Source organism: Nocardia inohanensis NBRC 100128 (assembly GCF_001612945.1).
Classification (GTDB): domain Bacteria; phylum Actinomycetota; class Actinomycetes; order Mycobacteriales; family Mycobacteriaceae; genus Nocardia; species Nocardia inohanensis.
In genome coordinates this window covers 29,534-45,909 of record NZ_BDBK01000021.1, presented here as the reverse complement: position 1 = coordinate 45,909, position 16,376 = coordinate 29,534, and the positions used below count along the sequence as shown (strand labels likewise).

The following is a 16,376-nucleotide window of genomic DNA, read 5'->3' as shown; positions in this document are numbered from 1 at the left end:
CTTCATGGCAGCAACTCCACAGGAATCTCGATGTGCCGGGCTCGCAGCCATTCCCCGAGCCCCTTGGCCTGCGGATCGAAGCGCGCCTGATAGGCCACGCCCTCCCCCAGCAGCCCTTCGACAATGAAATTGAGGGCCCGCAGATTCGGCAGGACATGCCGGGTCACGGGCAGTTTCGCGGTCTCCGGCAGCAGCAGGCGCAACTCGTCGACGGTCAAAGCGTTGACCAGCCACCGCCATTCGGCGTCGGTGCGGACCCAGACGCCGATATTGGCATTGCCGCCCTTGTCGCCGCTGCGGGCCAGCGCGATCGTGCCCAGCGGGACGCGCTTGGTTTCACCGGCCGGAAGCGGCTGTGGCAGAACCGGTTCCGCGACCTCCGCCAGCGTCAATGTCTCCGATGCGGGTGCGATGGCGACCTCGGAACCGTCCGGCAGCACGGCGGTGTGCGGAACTTCCCCGGAATCGACGTAACCCGGCTTGAAAACTCCGTACGGGCCGCCGTTTCCGGGCGGTGCGGTCAGCGAGAAGCCCGCGTAGCTGGCCAGCGCCAATTCGACTGCCACGCTGGAGAATCCACGGCCCACCTTGCTGGGGTCGGGATCGCGCACGACACAGCGCAGCAGCGCGCTGGCCTGCTCCTCGGTCTCGGCGTCCGGGCGGTCCAGGCGCACCAGCGACCAGTCCAGCTCGGCGGGGCGCACCGGCAGCCAGGACTCCAGCTGCTGTTGCGCCAGTCGCGCTTTGGCCTCGATATCCAGGCCGGTGACGATGAATTCGACTTCATTGCGGAAGCCGCCGATGGTGTTCAGCGAGACCTTGGTCCGCGCGGGCGGGGCCTCGCCGAGCACGCCGCTGATCAGCACGCGGTCCGGCCCCTCCTGGCTGAGCCGGATGCTGTCCAGGCGGGTGGTCACATCCGGGCCGGCGTAGCGCGGGCTCTGGATCTCGTACATGAGCTGGGCTTCCACCGTGTCCACGGTGACCGCGCCGCCGGTGCCTTCGTGCTTGGTGATCACGCTGCTGCCGTCGCGGCGGAGCTCGGCGATCGGGAAGCCGGGGCGGTTCATATCCGGGATCTCGGTGAAGAAGGCGAAATTGCCGCCGGTGGCCTGGGTGCTGCACTCGATCACATGGCCCGCCACCACGGCGCCGGCGAGCGCGTCGTAATCCGTACGGCTCCAACCGAAATGGGCGGCGGCGGGGCCGACCACCAGCGAGGCGTCGGTGACGCGGCCGGTGACGACGATGTCCGCGCCCGCGTTCAGGCATTCGGCGATGCCCCATGCGCCGAGGTAGGCATTGGCCGTGAGCGGGGCGCCCAAGCCGAGTTCGGCGGCGCGCGGCAGCAGGTCGTCACCGGTCACGTATGCGATCTTCGGTGTGAGACCGAGCTTTTCGGCCACCTCGCGGACGCGCTGCGCCAGCCCGGCGGGGTTCAGGCCGCCCGCGTTCGCGACGATCTTCACGCCCGATTCCAGGGCCAGGCCGAGGCTGCCCTCCAGCTGCTTCACGAAAGTCTTGGCGTAGCCGAGGTTCGCGTCCTTCATACGATCCCGGCCCAGGATCAGCATGGTGAGTTCGGCCAGATAGTCGCCGGTGAGCACATCGAGCTGCCCGCCCTCGAGCATCTCGCGCATGGCGCTGAGCCGATCACCGTAGAAGCCGGAACAGTTGCCGATCCGAAGAAGCTCCGGATTCTCGGCGAGCTGACTCATACTGGGCCTCCCATGTGCACCCGCGTCCGGGCGCGGCGTCTCTGCCGCGGTCGGATCAAGGGTCACATCGGGACAAGAAAAAATCAAGCCTGCGTGCTTGTTAATTTGTGGGATCGCAGGTCAGAGCCGGTGTCGGGCGATTCGGCACCCTTCCTGCAAACTTGAGCGATGTCGTCGAGCGTGATTTTCGTGCTGCTGCTGGCCCTTGCCGGATTCCTGCTCGGCGGGGCCTACACGACCTGGAAGACAGCCAAGCCCCTCGCCATCGCGCTCGCCGTGGCCGGTGCGCTCGCCGTGGCCGGGGCCATCCTCTGGATGTAGACGACTCTCGTAGCTCTCAGGGGCTTCGCCCCCGAACCCCCTCGAGACTTCGGGGCTCCGCCCCAGCCCCCTCGCGACTTCCGGGGCTCCGCCCCCGGCCCCCGATGGTTCTTGCTACTCGGCGTCGAGGCGGAAGATGCGCAGGTCCTCCGGTACTCCGCTGAGCGGGGCGGCGAAGAAGCTGCGGCGGTAGGGCTTTACGCCGAAACCGAGTTCTTCCAAGGTTTCCGGGTCGAGGGAATCCAGGGTGACGGCGGAGAGCATGGTGTTGCCGTTGCCGCCCGCTTCCATCACGCGCGCGGCGATGGTGACGTCGACACCCAGCCAGTCGCCGCCGATCTCGCGGGGCGAACCCGTGTGCAGGCCCACCCGCATCTGGGGGCGGTAGCCGTCGATGCTGACGCCCGAGAGGTTCTCCTTGGCGGCCACGGCCGCCCGTACGGCCCGATCGGCCGACGGGAAGACCGCCATCACCCCATCGCCCATGCGCTTCACCACGGAGCCGCCACGGTCCACGATGGGCGGTTCGATGGCCTTGGCCACGCGGCGCAGCAGTTCCAGGGTCGCCTCGTCACCGGCGGCGAGGGACCAGCTGGAGAAGGCCACCAGATCGGTGAACATGATGGTGATCTCCTGGGTGCCGCGGCCCTTGCCGACCCGTTCCAGCATGGCCTGCCAGACCTGGAGGGCGCCCAGGCCCAATTCGCGTGCGGCACTGGGCGAATCGCCGACCAGCTTGTCGGCGGCACGGGCCACAGCGCGGGCGCTGCCGGGACCGGAGACCGAGAGCGGATCACCGAAAGCGGGGTCGCCGGGCAGGTTTTCGCGGGCCTTGCGGATCGCGCCGATCAGGTCGCCGCGCTGATTGGCGGCGGCCATCAGGCCGGAGAGCTGGCCGGGGAAACGGCCCCGGCGGCGGTTGGCTTCGTTCTCGTCGATATCGGCCGGGACCAGCGGAATCACCACATCCGGATCGATGGGACGCGGTTCACGCGGACGGGAACCGGTCGAGTTCTTCGACCGGTTGCGATCGGTGCCCAAACCTTCGGTGCGGTTCGCGTCGTTCGCGCGGTCTCCGCCGTCGGAGGGTCGTTCGCTCACGCCCAGAGCGTATCTCAGGGCTTGATCCTCGGATGGATTAATGATTGCCACCTGTACACCTCCCGATCGGTACGAGCGGCCACAACGTTGAGCCCGCCGATGTTTGAGTGCGTTGGTTGCTGAGGCGATGCTACCGACGGTTCAGTTCGGCGGCTAGGCCCTTCCGGATGGAAGCGACAGTTTTCACACAGCGTTCTTCTCAACGTACCTGTCACCCCGGTCGCGACCCGGAAATGACATCCCCCGGAAATGACATCGGCCCGATACGGAGACTCCGTATCGGGCCGATGGCGCTACCGGCCGGGCAGTGGCCGGCAGCTCCCCGGGCAGGGTCTAGGCGTCGCGCTCATTGGTCACATAGAGCGCGGCGGCGAACACGATCACCACGAAGGCTGTGAAATAGACCAGCGAACCCCACTGGCCCCAATGCCACGGTGCGGAGTCGTCGGCCGAGAGGCCGAGGAAACGGGACGCGTTCTGGAAGGGCAGGAACACCCGGATATTGCTGCCCACCTTGCCGAAAACGCTGACGATCGGCTCGATCAGGGTCGGCCACACGATCAGCAGCGACAGCGCCGCCGCCGACTGGCGCAGCAGCGCGCCCAGGCCGACCGAGAGGAACACCACCAGCGCGATGAAGATCGGGACGCCGTAGAAGACGCGCAGATCGCCGCTCAAGCTCAGGTCGTGGCCGACATCGGACTTGGTCAGCGCCTTCAGGATGAAGAAGCTCAGGAAGGTCAGCAGCCCCGAGAAGACCGCCATCACCACCGCGATGAAACCGGCCTTGGCCGCCAGCACCGCCGCGCGATTCGGGACCGCCAGGAAGCTGGCCTTGATGGTGCCGAAACGGTACTCGCTGGTCACCGCCAGCGCCGCCACGATCATCACCAGGATGTAGCCGAAGCCCGGAATGAACGGCGGCACCCCGATGAAGCCCAGCCCGGCCACCGCGTTGTCGGCGCTCGGGGGCTCGGCCATGGTGACGTGACCGCTCTCGACCTGCTTGTTGTACTCGCTCATCTCGAAGTTGAGCAGGAAGGCGAACCCCACCGCCAGCAGCAGCGCCCAGACGGCGATCAGGGCCGAACACCACCAGGGCGAACGGGTAGAGGTGAGCTTGATACGTTCCGCGGCAAGCACTCCCATCAGAGCGCACCTCCCATCACCTGATCGAAACCGGCGGCGTGGTACTGGACCGAACCGCCCGTCATGCTCATGAACGCTTCCTCCAGCGAGGCCCGCTGCGGGGACAGCTCGAAGAGCGTGATGTCGTTGGCGCCGGCCAGTTTTCCGACCGCGTCGCTGGTCACGCCGACCACGATCAGGGCCGGGCCGTCGCCGTCCTCACGCACCGTCATCCCGTTGGAGGTGAGCAGGCTGCGCAATTGATCCAGCTGCGGACTGCGCACGCGCACAGACGCTTCCGACGACTTCTCGATGAAATCCTTGGTGGGGGTGTCGGCGATGAGACGGCCCTGGCCGATCACGATGAGATGGTCGGCGGTCTGCGCCATCTCGGCGAGCAGGTGGCTCGAGACCAGCACGGTGCGACCCTCGGAGGCGAGGCGCTGCATGAAACGGCGGATCCACAGAATGCCCTCGGGATCCAGGCCGTTCACCGGCTCGTCGAACAACAGCACCTGCGGATCGCCGAGCAGCGCGCCCGCCAGGCCGAGCCGCTGGGACATGCCGAGCGAGAAGCCGCCCGCCTTCTTCCCGGCCACCTCCGACAGGCCGACCAGGCGCAGCACCTCGTCGACGCGGGAGACCGGGAGACCGTTCGAAGCCGCCATCCAGCGCAGATGCGAACGAGCCGAACGATTCGGATGCACCCACTTGGCATCCAGCAGCGCACCCACCTTTGTGAGCGGATTCGCCAGGTCGCGGTACGATGTGCCGTCGATCAGCGCGGTACCCGAAGTCGGTTTGTCCAGACCCAGGATCATGCGCATGGTGGTCGATTTACCGGCCCCGTTCGGGCCCAGAAAACCGGTCACCTGGCCCGGGCGGACCGAGAACGACAGATCCTGCACCGCGACGGTCTGGCCATAGTGTTTGGTCAGGCCCCTCAGTTCGATCATGGGGAACAGTCTTCCTCGAGAACCGGTCCCGGACCATAGCTCAGAGGTCGCGCGTTCCGTCCTACTCGAGGATGACCTGTCCCCCGAGCCACTCCCGCCATACCCTCACATACGAGTCACGGGGGCTACGGGTTCACCGCCGGCGGGATTCAGAGCGAAGGAGACGACGCCTGCGCCCAGAAACGCTTGGGGATACGGCCCGCTTCCCTTGCCAGCCAACCGGCTTCGACCGCGTGCGCCATGGCCGCCGCCATCAGGGCGGGGCGGCGTGCGCGGGTGACGGCGGTGGCGAGCAGGACGGCGGAGCAGCCGAGCTCCATGGCCAGGGCGGCGTCGCTGGCGGTGCCGATGCCCGCGTCGAGGATCACCGGGACACCCGCGGCGGCGACGATCATCTCGATATTGTGCGGATTGGAGATGCCCAGGCCGGTGCCGATGGGGGAACCCAGGGGCATGACGGCGGCGCAGCCCGCGTCCTCGAGGCGCTTGGCCAGCACCGGGTCGTCGGTGGTGTAGGGCAGGACGGTGAAACCGGCGTCCACCAGTTGTTCGGCGGCGCTGACCAATTCGATGGCGTCCGGGAGCAGGGTGCGCTCGTCGGCGATGACTTCCAGCTTCACCCAATCGGTTTCGAGGGCTTCGCGGCCCAACTGGGCGGTGAGCACGGCTTCGGCGGCCGAGCGACAGCCCGCGGTGTTCGGCAGCGGGGCGATCTCCAGGCGTTTGAGCAGGTCGAGCACGCCCGTGCCGCCAGCGGCGTCCACCCGGCGCATGGCGACCGTGGTCAGCTCGGTCTTCGAGGCGACCAGGGCCTCCTCCAGGACCGTCAGGTTCTCCGCGCCGCCGGTGCCCATGATCAGGCGGGAGCCGAACTCGCGGCCCGCGATGACCAGCGGGCTAGCCACCCTGCACCGCCGTCAGCACCTCGAGCTCCCAGCCCCGGCCGACCGGCTCGTCCCAGCGGGACTTGGGGAACAGGGCGCCGTCGACGGCCACCGCGACGCCCTGGCACGGGAGGTTCAGGGTCTCCAGCACCTCGCGCACCGAAGTGTGCTCGGCGAACTCGTGATCGACACCGTTCACGGTGATACCGACCGGGATCGCGGTCATTCAATTCCTCCTGAGGAGACGGGGGCGGTCCGGAAGCGTTGGGGGGCGGCGGATTCGGCCGCCGGGAGCACGGTGTCCGCGAGCAGGGCGGTGACCGCGTCGGCGGTGACCGGGGTGTCCAGGATGCCGTTGCGGCCGTGGCCGGTCGCGGCGATCACCCGGTCGTCGAGGTAGCCGATGAGCGGGAGATTGTCCGGGGAACCCGGGCGGGACCCGGCGATGGCCTCGGCGAACTCGTACTCCCCCAGGCCGGGGAAGACGGTTTCGGCATCGGTGACGAGGTCACGCACGCCGGCGACGGTGACGGCGGTATCGAATCCCACCTCGTATTGTGTTGCCCCGAGCACGATTCCGTCGGCGCGCGGCACAAGATATATAGGACGGCCGTGCACGCGGGCCCGGATCACGTGCGCCGGGACCGCAGGCGCACCGGGCCGACGCCGCAACCGCAGGATCTCCCCCTTCACCGGGCGCACCGGCAGGCCGGGCCACAATTGAGCGGAGGCGGCGCCGGCGGCGAGCACGATCCGGTCGTGCGGCAGGTCGGCGAGATCGGTGACCGGTTCGGCGCGGAACTCCACGCGCACCGCCGCGCAGGCTTCCCGCAATGCGGTCACCAGCGCCCGGTTGTCCACCGCGGGCTCGCTCTCCGACAACAACGCGGCCCGGATTCCGCGGCCCAGCCCCGGCTCCGCGGCCCGCACGCCGGCACGGTCCAGCAGCCGCAGCCCCGGAGCACCGAGGTTCTGGGGCGAGCTCACCGAAAGCCGGTCCGCAGCAGCGGCATCGGCCTGCGGCATGGCGAATTCGCCGGTGACCGAGGCCGGGCCGGAGGATCGCGGCACGGTGAGCGAAGGCAATTCGCGGGAATTGACCCAGTCCGCGATGGTGCGCAGGTCGGCCGCGTCGGCCGCGTCGAGGGCGACGGTGAGGGTGCGGCCGGCGGTGAACAGGTGCGTGCCGGTGATCGCTTCGAGCGCGGCGGCGAAGGCGGGCCAGCGGGCGAGGGAGGCCGCACCGAATGCGAGGGCGGCATCCTCGCCGGGCCAGCCTTCCGAGAGCGGGGCGAGCATGCCGCCCGCGACCCAGGACGCCCCGGAGCCGGCCGCCGGGTCGAACAGCGTGACGGTCCAGCCCGATTGCGCGGCGCGCCACGCCACCGACAGGCCGATCACACCGCCGCCGACGACGGCCAGGGTCCGCATAGGAATCCACCTCACGCTGTATCAACTCGCGCCGTTCGGCGGCGCTCCCGCCGCCTCGGGCTTACTTCGCGACCCGCTCGCACACCGCCGCGAACAGCGTTCCGGACCGGGCCGGTGACAGGGGCTCGCGGCCGGGCGTCGCTCCGGGTTTCCGGCCGAACGCCGGATCCGAGGGTTCGCGACAGCATCGTCGACCGCCACCGGGGGGCATGGCACGTTTCGCATCCAACGGTAGCGCGACTAGGTTCGAAGGCGTGCAGCCCTCCCTTCCGAACCGGCCCGTATCACCGCGTGAACGCCTCGCCGACGCACGGTTGTACCTGTGCACCGACGCCCGGCGCGAGAAGGGGGACCTGGCCGAATTCGCCGACGCGGCGCTGGCCGGGGGCGTGGACATCATCCAGCTCCGGGACAAGGGGTCGGCCGGGGAGAAGCAGTTCGGGGCGCTCGAAGCCAAGGCCGAACTGGGGGTGCTGGCCGAGTTGAAGGCGGCCGCGCGGCGGCACGGTGCCCTGGTGGCCTGCAATGATCGCGCCGACATCGGGCTGGCGGCCGGGGTGGATGTGCTGCATCTCGGGCAGGGCGACCTACCGCCCTGGTACGCGCGCCGGATTCTCGGGCCGGACGTGGTCATCGGCCGGTCCACCCACAATCGCGCACAGGCCGGACTGGCCGCCATCGACGAGCACATCGACTACTTCTGCACCGGGCCGGTCTGGACCACTCCGACCAAGCCCGGACGCACGCCCGCCGGACTGGAGCTGGTTCGCTCGACCGCCGATTCCCACACCCGGCGGCCGTGGTTCGCCATCGGGGGCATCGACGACGAGCGGCTGCCGGAAGTCCTCGGCGCGGGCGCGACCCGAATCGTCGTGGTGCGGGCCATTACCGAAGCCCGCGACCCGGAGGCCGCGGCCCGTGCACTGAAGCAGCGCATTCTCGACAACACCGCCGGCTGAGCCGGTGCGCCGAGTCAGTCGATACCGGCCGGCTCGATTCGGACCGGGACGCCGTTGAGGTTGGACATGCCCGCGAGGCGTTCTATGTCTTCGAGGTTGGTCGAGGTCAGGTCGTTCACGTTGGCGCCGCCCGCCGCGTTCGCCAGTTGCCAGCCGCCGTTGTGGCCCCAGCCGTGGGGGACGGCGATGGTGCCGGGGGTCATGTCCTCGGTGCAGAGCGCGGGCAGGGTGATGGAGCCGTGCGGGGAGGTGATGCGGCAGGGGGTGCCGTCGGGAATGCCCGCGGCGGCCGCGTCTTTGGGGTGGATGCGGGCTGATTGGCGGCGGGGGCCGCGCATCAGGGGTTCGGCGTTGTGCATCCAGGAGTTGTGGGATTTGAGTTCTCGCATGCCGATTACCCGGAGCGGGTAGGAGGGATCCGGCGGGGAAGTCGTGAGGGTGGTCAGTTCGGCGATGATTTCGGGTGGAGCCAGTCGCACTCGGCGATCCTTGTGCTGCACCACTTTTCGGAGGACACCGGTGGGGATGGAGTCGGACAGGATGAGGCCGTGGGGGTGGCGGCGGAGTTCGGCCAAGGAGAGCCCGCCGCGGCGCAGGCCGAAGCGGTCGCCGTAGGGGCCGGTGCGCAGGGCCAGATCCAGCAGCAGCTTCGGGGTGGGTCGGGCGGCGGAGCCACCGGGGATACTGCGGCGCAGGGCGCTGACGAGGCGGCCGAGCGGGCGGGCGGGGCCGGCGGCGAAGGGCTGCACACCGATTCGGGTGGCGATGGCGTCGATGATCTGCCATTCCTCGCGGGCTTCGCCGGCGGGTTCCAGGACACGTTCGGTGTATTGGGTGTACGGGGTCGGAGCCAGGGCGGCGAAGGGCAGTGGAATGTCGTCGCGCTCCAGCCAGGTGGTGGCGGGGAGGATGTAATCGGCGGTGCGGTTGGTGTCGTTGACGTAGAGGTCTATGGAGACGAACAGGTCCAGCTGTTTCAGGGCGGCGGCGAGTTCGCGGCCGTTGGGGACCGAGGAGACCGGGTTGCCCGCGGAGGTGAAGAGGGCGCGGAGCCGGCCGTCGCCGGGGGTGGTTATCTCCTTGGCCATGACGGCGGCCGGGAAGGTGCCGAGGACGTCGGGGAAATCGCCTATGCGGGAACGGTTCTTGCCGTAGCCGATGAGACCCAGGCGGGCATTGAGTTCGGAGACCGCGACCAGTTCCTTGCCGAAGACCAGACCGCCGGGGGCGTCCAGATTGCCGGTCACCACGGCCAGGGCGTCGATCAGGAAGGCGACCAGGGTGGCGTGGCGGCCCAGGCAGGTGCCGGTGCGGCCGTAGACGGCGGCGGCATCGGCGCGGGCCAGATCGCGGGCGAGGGCGCGGACGCGCTCCGGTTCCAGACCGGTGATCTCGGCGGTCAGTTCGGGGGTGAATCGGCTTACGGCAGTGCGGAGTTCGCGGACGCCGGCCGCTTGGCGGCGCAGTGCCTGGGCATCCTCCAGACCTTCGGCGAAGATGACCTGGAGCAGCGAGGCCAGCAGCCAGGCATCACCGTCGGGACGGATGCCGACATGCTCGAAGAGGCGGGCGGTTTCGGTGCGGCGCGGATCGACCACGACGACGCGGCCGCCGCGTTTGGTGATGGCGGTGAGCTTCTCGCGGATGCGCGGCACGCTCATCGCACTGCCGTGCGAGACAACGGGATTCGCGCCGAGCACGAGCAGGAAGTCGGTGCGGTCCAGGTCGGGTACGGGCACCGAGGTCAGGGAGCCGTAGAGCAGGTGACTGGCCACGAAGCGGTTGTTGATGTCCTGCGAGCCCGCCGAATAGATGTGCCGCAGTCCGGCTCCCAGCTGGAAGCCGACTATCCACAGGGTGTGTGAATAGGAGAACGAGGACGGGTTGCCGAAATACCAACCGAGGCTTCGCCGTCCGTGTTCGCCGATGATGCCGCGCAGGCGCGCGCCGATATCGTCGAGCGCCTCGTCCCAGGAGACCTGTTCGAAGCCGTCGGCGGTGCGGCGCAGCGGATGCAGCACGCGATCCGGATCGTTCTGGACGGCGGTGAACGCGATCCCCTTCGGGCAGGCATTGCCGCGCGATAGCGGATGCTCCTTGTCGGCGCGCAGCTGAAGCAGCCTGCCGTCCTCGACGGTGGCGATCAGGCCGCAGAGCGGTTCGCAGATCCGGCAGTACGTGGGAATCTCACGTGGGCTCACGCCTCAAGACAACACCTGGGCCAGGGTGAGGAACAACACATTTCCGGTCAAATCGGCGGTGTCGGAGATCGTTTCGCCCGTGCCGATGCGGACTCGGCGGCCATTGCCCAGGCCGTGCGTCTGCAACCAGAGGAAGCCGTGGTGGGCCAGGTCGACCGTGCGCGGCAACGCCGCCGCCACCGTGTCCGCTTCGGCCAGATCGATGAGGTCGATCAAGGTGGGGGTGGCGCGCAGGGCGGGCCAGGCGGCGGCGAAACCGGGATGCAGCGGACGGGCGTCGACCTCGGATTCGGGCACCCAGGCCAGCGCTTGGCTCTCGATATTGCCCTCGGTGGCCAGCTGCTCGGTCGCGTCGGCGATGACGGTCGTATAGGTCCAGCCGCTCGGCGCGGTCGCCGTCACCCGGGTGCCGCGCACCCGGATCGCGCCGGCGGCGATGCCCGCCTCCTCCTCGGCCTCGCGGACGGCGGCGTGCACGGTGGTCTCGTGGCTGTCGCGCGCCCCGCCGGGCAGCGCCCAGGTGCCGCCCTGATGGCTCCACGCCGCCCGATGCTGCAACAGCACGGCCGATCCCCCGCCCGCCAGCGGAGCTCGCAGCAACAGCCCGGCAGCCCCGAAACGACCCCATTGGCGCGTGCCATCGGGGCTTTCGGACCAGCCGTCACCGTCACCACGCATGCCTGTCTCCATCCTTCGAACCGGGACGCAGCGCAACGCATCGTGTTCCCGCGTCACGGCACCGGTACGTCCACAATAAGCTCATCCGGGATAAGCAAGTCGATCGTTCGGTTTCGGTCAGTGGGAGGTGAGCATGGCTCGCACGGAGCAGTTGCGGCTCGACGAGCTGTCGCCCCGTGCCGCCGCGGCGGCCGTGCGCCAACGGCTCGCGACCACCGAAATGCGGGCCTTCGCGCACTCCTCGCCGGCCAAATTGATCGCGGTCGGGCTGGTGCTGCTCGGTCTGTGCCTGACCGCGGGCGTGGTCACCGGGACCGCGGTCACCAGCCGGCAACACGCCCTGGACGTGCTGCTGGATCAGGCCGAACCGGATGCCTATTCGGCGCAGCGGCTCTACACCTCGCTCTCGGTGGCCGATGCCTCGGCGGGCACCGCCTTCATCTCCGGCGGGCTGGAGCCCAAGCCGGTGCGGGACCGGTACAACCAGGCGGTCGGCGAGGCGGGGGCCGAGCTGGTGACGCAGTCCAATCGCAGCGACCAGGACACCGATTCGCACCTGCGCAGTGGGATAGCCACGGGATTGCCTGTGTACACCGGGATCATCGAGACGGCGCGGGCCAACAATCGCGGCGGACAACCGGTGGGCGCGGCCTATCTGAGCGAGGCGTCCAACCTCATGCAGGCCACCCTGCTGCCGATGGCGCAGGAATTGCAGAAGCATCGCGAGAGCGCCATCGCGGGGACGCAGCGCAATCATGTGCGACCGCCCTGGCCCGCCATCGTGCTGCCGCTGGTCGCGGTGGCCGCGCTGGTGGCGGCGCAATGGTTCCTGTTCCGGCGGTGGCATCGGGTGCTGAATCTCGGGCTGCTGCTGGCCACTACGACGATGGTGGCGCTGCTGGCCTGGACGGTGATCGCGGGCGTCATCTCGGCGGTCGCCACCACCGATTCGCGCGATGACGGCAGCGTGCCCGCGGCCAGCCTCACCGAGAGCCGGATCCTGGCGCAGCAGGCGCGCACCGCGGAGACCCTGAAGCTGGTGCGGCGCGATACCAGCGCGGGCTACGACAACACCTTCGACGCGGCCGTCGCGAAACTGCGCGGCATCCTGGCCGACTATCCTTCCGGCGCACCGGGTTCCGCCGATGTGAGCACCGCGTCCGCCGCCCTGGAGCGGTGGAAGGGGGCGCATCAGCGGATGAACGACGCGCTGTCCAAGGGCGATTTCATCGGGGCCGGGGCGGTGGCCACCGGGCCCGGGGCGAACGAGGCCACCGCGCAGGTGGACGCGCTGGACCGGGCGCTCGGCGACGGCATCGCCGATACCCGGAACATGCTGCGCTCCAACACCTCCCGGGCGGCGCGGGCGCTGGACCTGCTCGCGCCCGGCGCACTGGTGCTGAGTACGGCGGCGGCCGTGCTCATCGCCGCCGGGCTCTGGCCTCGACTACGGGAGTACCGATGAGCCGAAGACCGCTACGCATCGCCTCGGCCGCCGCGCTCACCATGCTGGCGGTGACCCTGACCGGCTGCGGCGAGGACGCCACCGCGCCGCCGGTCACCACCCGGGTGCCGAGCTATGTGGAGCCGCCGCTGCCGGCGGGAGCGGTTGCGGCGCAGACCCATTCACCGCTGCCACCGGATACCGAGACCTGCGCGGATCCGACGGCGAGCTTGCGGCCCAACGGAATTCGAACCGGAGCGGCCATCGATGCGATCCGGGCGCGCGGGCGGCTGGTGGTCGGGCTGGATCCGGGCAGCAATCTGTTCAGCTTCCGCGATCCCACGACGGGATCGCTGGACGGGTTCGATGTGGATATCGCCAAGGAATTGGCGCGGGATCTGCTGGGGAATCCGGAGCTGATCGAATACCGCGTTCTCGGGTCCGCGGACCGGGAGCGGGCGTTGCAGGAGCATACGGTGGACGTGGTGGTGAAGACCATGACGATCACTTGTGAACGGCGGCAACGGGTTACCTTCTCGACCTCCTATCTCCAGGCGCATCAGCGGGTGCTGACCACGCAGAATTCCGGGATCACCGGGCTGACCGATCTGGCCGGGCGGCGGGTCTGCGTGGTGCGCGGGACCACCTCGCTGGATCGCATCCGGCGCGAGCAGCCCGCCGCCTCGATTCTGACCGTGCCCAGCTGGGCCGATTGCCTGGTGGTGTTGCAGCAGCGGCAGGTCGAGGCGGTGAGCACCGATGACACCGTGCTGGCCGGGCTGGCCGTGCAGGACCCCGCCACCGCGGTGGTCGGGCCGAACCTCTCCACCGAGCAGTACGGGATCGGCATCTCGCAGGGCGCGGACGATCTGGTGCGGTTCGTCAACGGGACGCTGGAACGGATTCGCGGGGACGGGACCTGGAATCGGCTCTACCGGCGTTGGCTGGCGGCCCAGCTCGGGGATGCCGCCGTGCCGCCGCTGCCGAGGTATCAGGACTGACTATGACCGAGACCCCCGAGCCCGAACCGGATCAGGATGCCGCGGCCGAAGCCGACAGCACCGCCGCCTACCACCGCCCGATCGGCACCGAGACCTTCCTGCGCACCGAGGTCAGCCCGCGACCGGAATCCGATGCGGAGCAGGAGCATTCGCCGGGCACCGAAGCGGTCGCGGGGACGCAAGGGTGGGCTTGGACCGAGGCCGCACCGCGCTTCACCGGACCGAATACGGCTGCGGTGGGCGAGGTTTCGGCGCGCGAATCCGAGGGCGAAGTGCGGACCCCCACCCGGCCCTCGCAGCGGACGGCACGGATGGCGCGGACGCGGCCGGTGGTGCGGCGGCTCGGGGCGGGACTGGTGTCGATTCCGGCGGTGGAACCGGTCGATCCGGAAGCCGCCGTGCTGGCCGATCCGATGGTGGCCGAGGGGCGACGCTTCTGCTGGCGGTGCGGGAAGCCGGTCGGGCGCGCCACGCCCATGCACGCCGCGAACACCGTCGGCACCTGCGAAACCTGCGGCGCGCCCTATGATTTCCGGCCCTCACTGTATCCCGGGGATCGGGTGGCGGGGCAGTACGAGATCCAGGGCTGTATCGCGCACGGCGGGCTGGGCTGGATCTATCTGGCCATCGACCGCAATGTGAGCGATCGATGGGTGGTGCTCAAGGGCCTGCTGCACGCCGGTGACGCCGAGGCGCAGGCGGTGGCGCTGGCCGAGCGGCAGTTCCTGGCCGAGGTGGCGCATCCGAGCATCGTCAAGATCCACAATTTCGTGGAGCATCCGGGCCCGGACGGGACGCCGGTCGGGTACATCGTGATGGAGTACGTGGGCGGGCATTCGCTGCGCGATCTGCTCGATCAGTACGTGAAACCGGCGCGCATGCCGGTGACCGAGGCCATCGCCTACATCCTGGAAATCCTTCCGGCACTGGACTATCTGCATTCGGTGGGGCTGGCCTACAACGATCTCAAGCCGGACAACATCATGGTCACCACCGATCGGGTGGAGCTCATCGACCTGGGTGCGGTGTCGCAGTTCGAGGCGTACGGAAACCTGTACGGCACCAGGGGTTTCCAAGCGCCCGAGATCGCGCACACCGGGCCCACCGTCGCCTCGGACATGTACACGGTGGGGCGCACCCTGGCCGTGCTGGTGCTGAACATGCCGATGGTGAAAGGCGCTTACGTGGACGGGATTCCGGATCCCGCCACCCAGCCCGTGCTGGCGAAGCACGAGTTCCTGCACCGGCTGCTGCTGCGCGCCACCGATCCGGACCCGGACCGGCGTTTCCCGTCCGCGCGGGTGCTGGCCGGACAGCTCACCGGCGTGCTGCGCGAGATTCTCGCGGTCGAAACCGGCAACGAGCACCCGCAGCTGTCCACGCTGTTCAGTCCGCCGCGCACCAGTTTCGGGACGGGTGAGCTGGTGGCGCAGACCGACGGGCTGATCGACGGGCTCGATCGCGGGACGCTGTTGCAGCCGCGCGATGTGGTGGCGGCGCTGCCGGTGCCGATCGTGGACTCCGCCGATCCGTCCGCGCCGCTGCTGGCGGGTGCGGCGCATCCGGAACCGCGGCACGCGCTCGACGAACTGCGGCATGCCCGGCAGCGGGCGGCGGCCGAACCCGGCGGCGCGCCGGAGTCCTTCGAGCTGGAGGTCACCCTCGCCGAGGTGCGGGCGCATCTGGATCTGGACGAGCCGGCGGCGGCGCGCATGCTGCTGCGGCGGCTCGACGATCGGCCGGAACCGCCCGCCACGGATTGGCGCATCGACTGGTATCTGGGCATGACCGAGCTGCTGGAGCTGGATTACGAGCGGGCGTTCAGCCGGTTCGATGCCGTCCTCCAGGCGCTGCCCGGTGAGATCGCGCCCAAGCTGGCGCTGGCGGCCACCGCGGAACTCGTGCTCCAGCACTGGGATTCCGAGGATCCCGAGCAGTGGCGGTGCTACGCCGAGACCTACTACGACACCGTGTGGCGGACCGATCGCGGGGTGGTGAGCGCGGCCTTCGGATTGGCGCGGCAGCTGGCCGCGGCCGGGCACACCGACACGGCGGTGCACGCGCTCGACGAGGTGCCGCCCGCCTCCCGGCATTACTCCGAGGCCCGGATGACGGCGGTGCTGATGCTGCTGGCCTCGGCTCCGGTACACGAAATCGACGAATCGACGCTGCATGTGGCGGCGGCACGGGTGCAGGCGCTGCCGCCCGGGGAGAGCCGGAGCGCGCAATTGCGGGTACTGGTGCTGGGCACCGCGCTGGGATGGTTGCAGGCCGGGAACAGCCCGAAATCGGCTGATACCAAGCTGTTCGGCGCGCCGTTCACCGAACGGGTGCTGCGCCAGGGCATCGAGACCGGGCTGCGCGGGCTGGCACGGTCGGCCCCGGAGCGCGGGCATCGATACAACCTGGTGGATCTCGCGAACGCGGTGCGCGCCAAGTCCTGGTTCTGAGCCGGCACCGGAGGGACCCCGTGTCGCTACCGCGGTGACCTTCGGGGGCAGCCTTCAGGTCGTGGGATCGGCGAGGGAAGTTCGTTCCCAACCGCGGTTGTGCG

At 69.4% G+C, this 16,376-nt stretch carries 14 protein-coding genes; 5 read left to right on the top strand and 9 right to left on the bottom strand.

The window, feature by feature from the left end; translation table 11 throughout:
* Positions 1-2 precede the first annotated feature (2 nt).
* Complete coding sequence (locus NI1_RS35725) at positions 3-1,718, bottom strand: acyclic terpene utilization AtuA family protein (protein ID WP_067830547.1); 1,716 nt, start codon at positions 1,716-1,718, stop codon at positions 3-5.
* Positions 1,719-1,886: 168 nt separating this feature from the next.
* On the opposite strand from NI1_RS35725, the gene NI1_RS38605 reads away from it, so the two are divergent.
* The gene (locus tag NI1_RS38605) at positions 1,887-2,039 is read left to right on the top strand and encodes a CG2302 family histidine operon protein (protein ID WP_169815691.1); all 153 of its coding nucleotides are present in this window, start codon (positions 1,887-1,889) and stop codon (positions 2,037-2,039) included.
* Between the two features lie 114 nt (positions 2,040-2,153).
* On the opposite strand, the gene NI1_RS35720 is transcribed toward NI1_RS38605, so the two are convergent.
* The 6 genes from NI1_RS35720 to NI1_RS35695 all read right to left on the bottom strand — a co-directional run bounded on the left by NI1_RS35720 (position 2,154) and on the right by NI1_RS35695 (position 7,539).
* Positions 2,154-2,918: an adenylate/guanylate cyclase domain-containing protein gene (locus tag NI1_RS35720; protein WP_067830717.1), complete on the bottom strand. Its 765-nt coding sequence runs from the start codon at positions 2,916-2,918 to the stop codon at positions 2,154-2,156.
* Between the two features lie 555 nt (positions 2,919-3,473).
* Positions 3,474-4,289: an ABC transporter permease gene (locus NI1_RS35715; protein ID WP_067830544.1), complete on the bottom strand. Its 816-nt coding sequence runs from the start codon at positions 4,287-4,289 to the stop codon at positions 3,474-3,476.
* Positions 4,289-5,224 carry an ABC transporter ATP-binding protein gene (locus NI1_RS35710; RefSeq protein WP_067830542.1) on the bottom strand — a complete coding sequence of 312 codons (936 nt, stop codon included), beginning with the start codon at positions 5,222-5,224 and terminating at the stop codon, positions 4,289-4,291. The genes NI1_RS35715 and NI1_RS35710 overlap by 1 nt, the downstream gene beginning before the upstream one ends.
* Positions 5,225-5,373: 149 nt before the next feature.
* Entirely contained in the window at positions 5,374-6,129 is a 756-nt protein-coding gene (locus NI1_RS35705) for a thiazole synthase (RefSeq protein ID WP_067830540.1), read from the bottom strand.
* Positions 6,122-6,334, bottom strand: coding sequence for a sulfur carrier protein ThiS (gene thiS / locus NI1_RS35700; protein ID WP_067830537.1), 213 nt, complete (start codon positions 6,332-6,334; stop codon positions 6,122-6,124). The genes NI1_RS35705 and thiS overlap by 8 nt, the downstream gene beginning before the upstream one ends.
* Entirely contained in the window at positions 6,331-7,539 is a 1,209-nt protein-coding gene (locus NI1_RS35695; RefSeq protein WP_067830535.1) for an FAD-dependent oxidoreductase, read from the bottom strand. The genes thiS and NI1_RS35695 overlap by 4 nt, the downstream gene beginning before the upstream one ends.
* A 254-nt stretch (positions 7,540-7,793) precedes the next feature.
* Here NI1_RS35695 and thiE point away from each other — a divergent pair, with 254 nt between their 5' ends.
* On the top strand, positions 7,794-8,498 hold the full coding sequence (thiE, locus tag NI1_RS35690) for a thiamine phosphate synthase (protein WP_067830533.1): 705 nt from the start codon (positions 7,794-7,796) through the stop codon (positions 8,496-8,498).
* A gap of 14 nt (positions 8,499-8,512) precedes the next feature.
* Here the strand turns inward: thiE and NI1_RS35685 are convergent, their stop codons facing one another.
* Entirely contained in the window at positions 8,513-10,699 is a 2,187-nt protein-coding gene (locus tag NI1_RS35685) for a molybdopterin-dependent oxidoreductase (RefSeq protein ID WP_067830530.1), read from the bottom strand.
* Between the two features lie 3 nt (positions 10,700-10,702).
* Positions 10,703-11,377, bottom strand: a complete 675-nt coding sequence (locus NI1_RS35680) for an NUDIX domain-containing protein (RefSeq protein WP_067830528.1) — start codon at positions 11,375-11,377, stop codon at positions 10,703-10,705.
* Positions 11,378-11,510: 133 nt separating this feature from the next.
* Here NI1_RS35680 and NI1_RS35675 point away from each other — a divergent pair, with 133 nt between their 5' ends.
* Genes NI1_RS35675 through NI1_RS35665 form a run of 3 tightly spaced genes read left to right on the top strand, consistent with a single transcriptional unit; the run spans position 11,511 to position 16,272 of the window.
* A complete protein-coding gene (locus NI1_RS35675) occupies positions 11,511-12,842 on the top strand; it encodes a GlnX family signal transduction membrane protein (protein ID WP_067830526.1) in 1,332 nt (443 codons plus the stop codon).
* Entirely contained in the window at positions 12,839-13,822 is a 984-nt protein-coding gene (locus NI1_RS35670) for a glutamate ABC transporter substrate-binding protein (protein ID WP_067830524.1), read from the top strand. Before NI1_RS35675 ends, NI1_RS35670 begins: the two co-directional genes overlap by 4 nt.
* A 2-nt stretch (positions 13,823-13,824) precedes the next feature.
* Positions 13,825-16,272, top strand: coding sequence for a serine/threonine-protein kinase (locus NI1_RS35665; protein ID WP_067830521.1), 2,448 nt, complete (start codon positions 13,825-13,827; stop codon positions 16,270-16,272).
* Positions 16,273-16,376: the final 104 nt, after the last annotated feature.

Excerpts from the sequence above, each read along its gene's own strand:
- thiS (WP_067830537.1), bottom strand. The coding sequence starts at position 6,334 with ATGACCGCGATCCCGGTCGGTATCACCGTGAACGGTGTCGATCACGAG.
- NI1_RS35695 (WP_067830535.1), bottom strand. The coding sequence starts at position 7,539 with ATGCGGACCCTGGCCGTCGTCGGCGGCGGTGTGATCGGCCTGTCGGTG.
- NI1_RS35720 (WP_067830717.1), bottom strand. The coding sequence starts at position 2,918 with ATGGCCGCCGCCAATCAGCGCGGCGACCTGATCGGCGCGATCCGCAAG.
- NI1_RS35680 (WP_067830528.1), bottom strand. The coding sequence starts at position 11,377 with ATGCGTGGTGACGGTGACGGCTGGTCCGAAAGCCCCGATGGCACGCGC.
- NI1_RS35675 (WP_067830526.1), top strand. The coding sequence starts at position 11,511 with ATGGCTCGCACGGAGCAGTTGCGGCTCGACGAGCTGTCGCCCCGTGCC.
- NI1_RS35710 (WP_067830542.1), bottom strand. The coding sequence starts at position 5,224 with ATGATCGAACTGAGGGGCCTGACCAAACACTATGGCCAGACCGTCGCG.
- NI1_RS35670 (WP_067830524.1), top strand. The coding sequence starts at position 12,839 with ATGAGCCGAAGACCGCTACGCATCGCCTCGGCCGCCGCGCTCACCATG.
- NI1_RS35725 (WP_067830547.1), bottom strand. The coding sequence starts at position 1,718 with ATGAGTCAGCTCGCCGAGAATCCGGAGCTTCTTCGGATCGGCAACTGT.
- NI1_RS35715 (WP_067830544.1), bottom strand. The coding sequence starts at position 4,289 with ATGGGAGTGCTTGCCGCGGAACGTATCAAGCTCACCTCTACCCGTTCG.
- NI1_RS38605 (WP_169815691.1), top strand. The coding sequence starts at position 1,887 with ATGTCGTCGAGCGTGATTTTCGTGCTGCTGCTGGCCCTTGCCGGATTC.
- NI1_RS35665 (WP_067830521.1), top strand. The coding sequence starts at position 13,825 with ATGACCGAGACCCCCGAGCCCGAACCGGATCAGGATGCCGCGGCCGAA.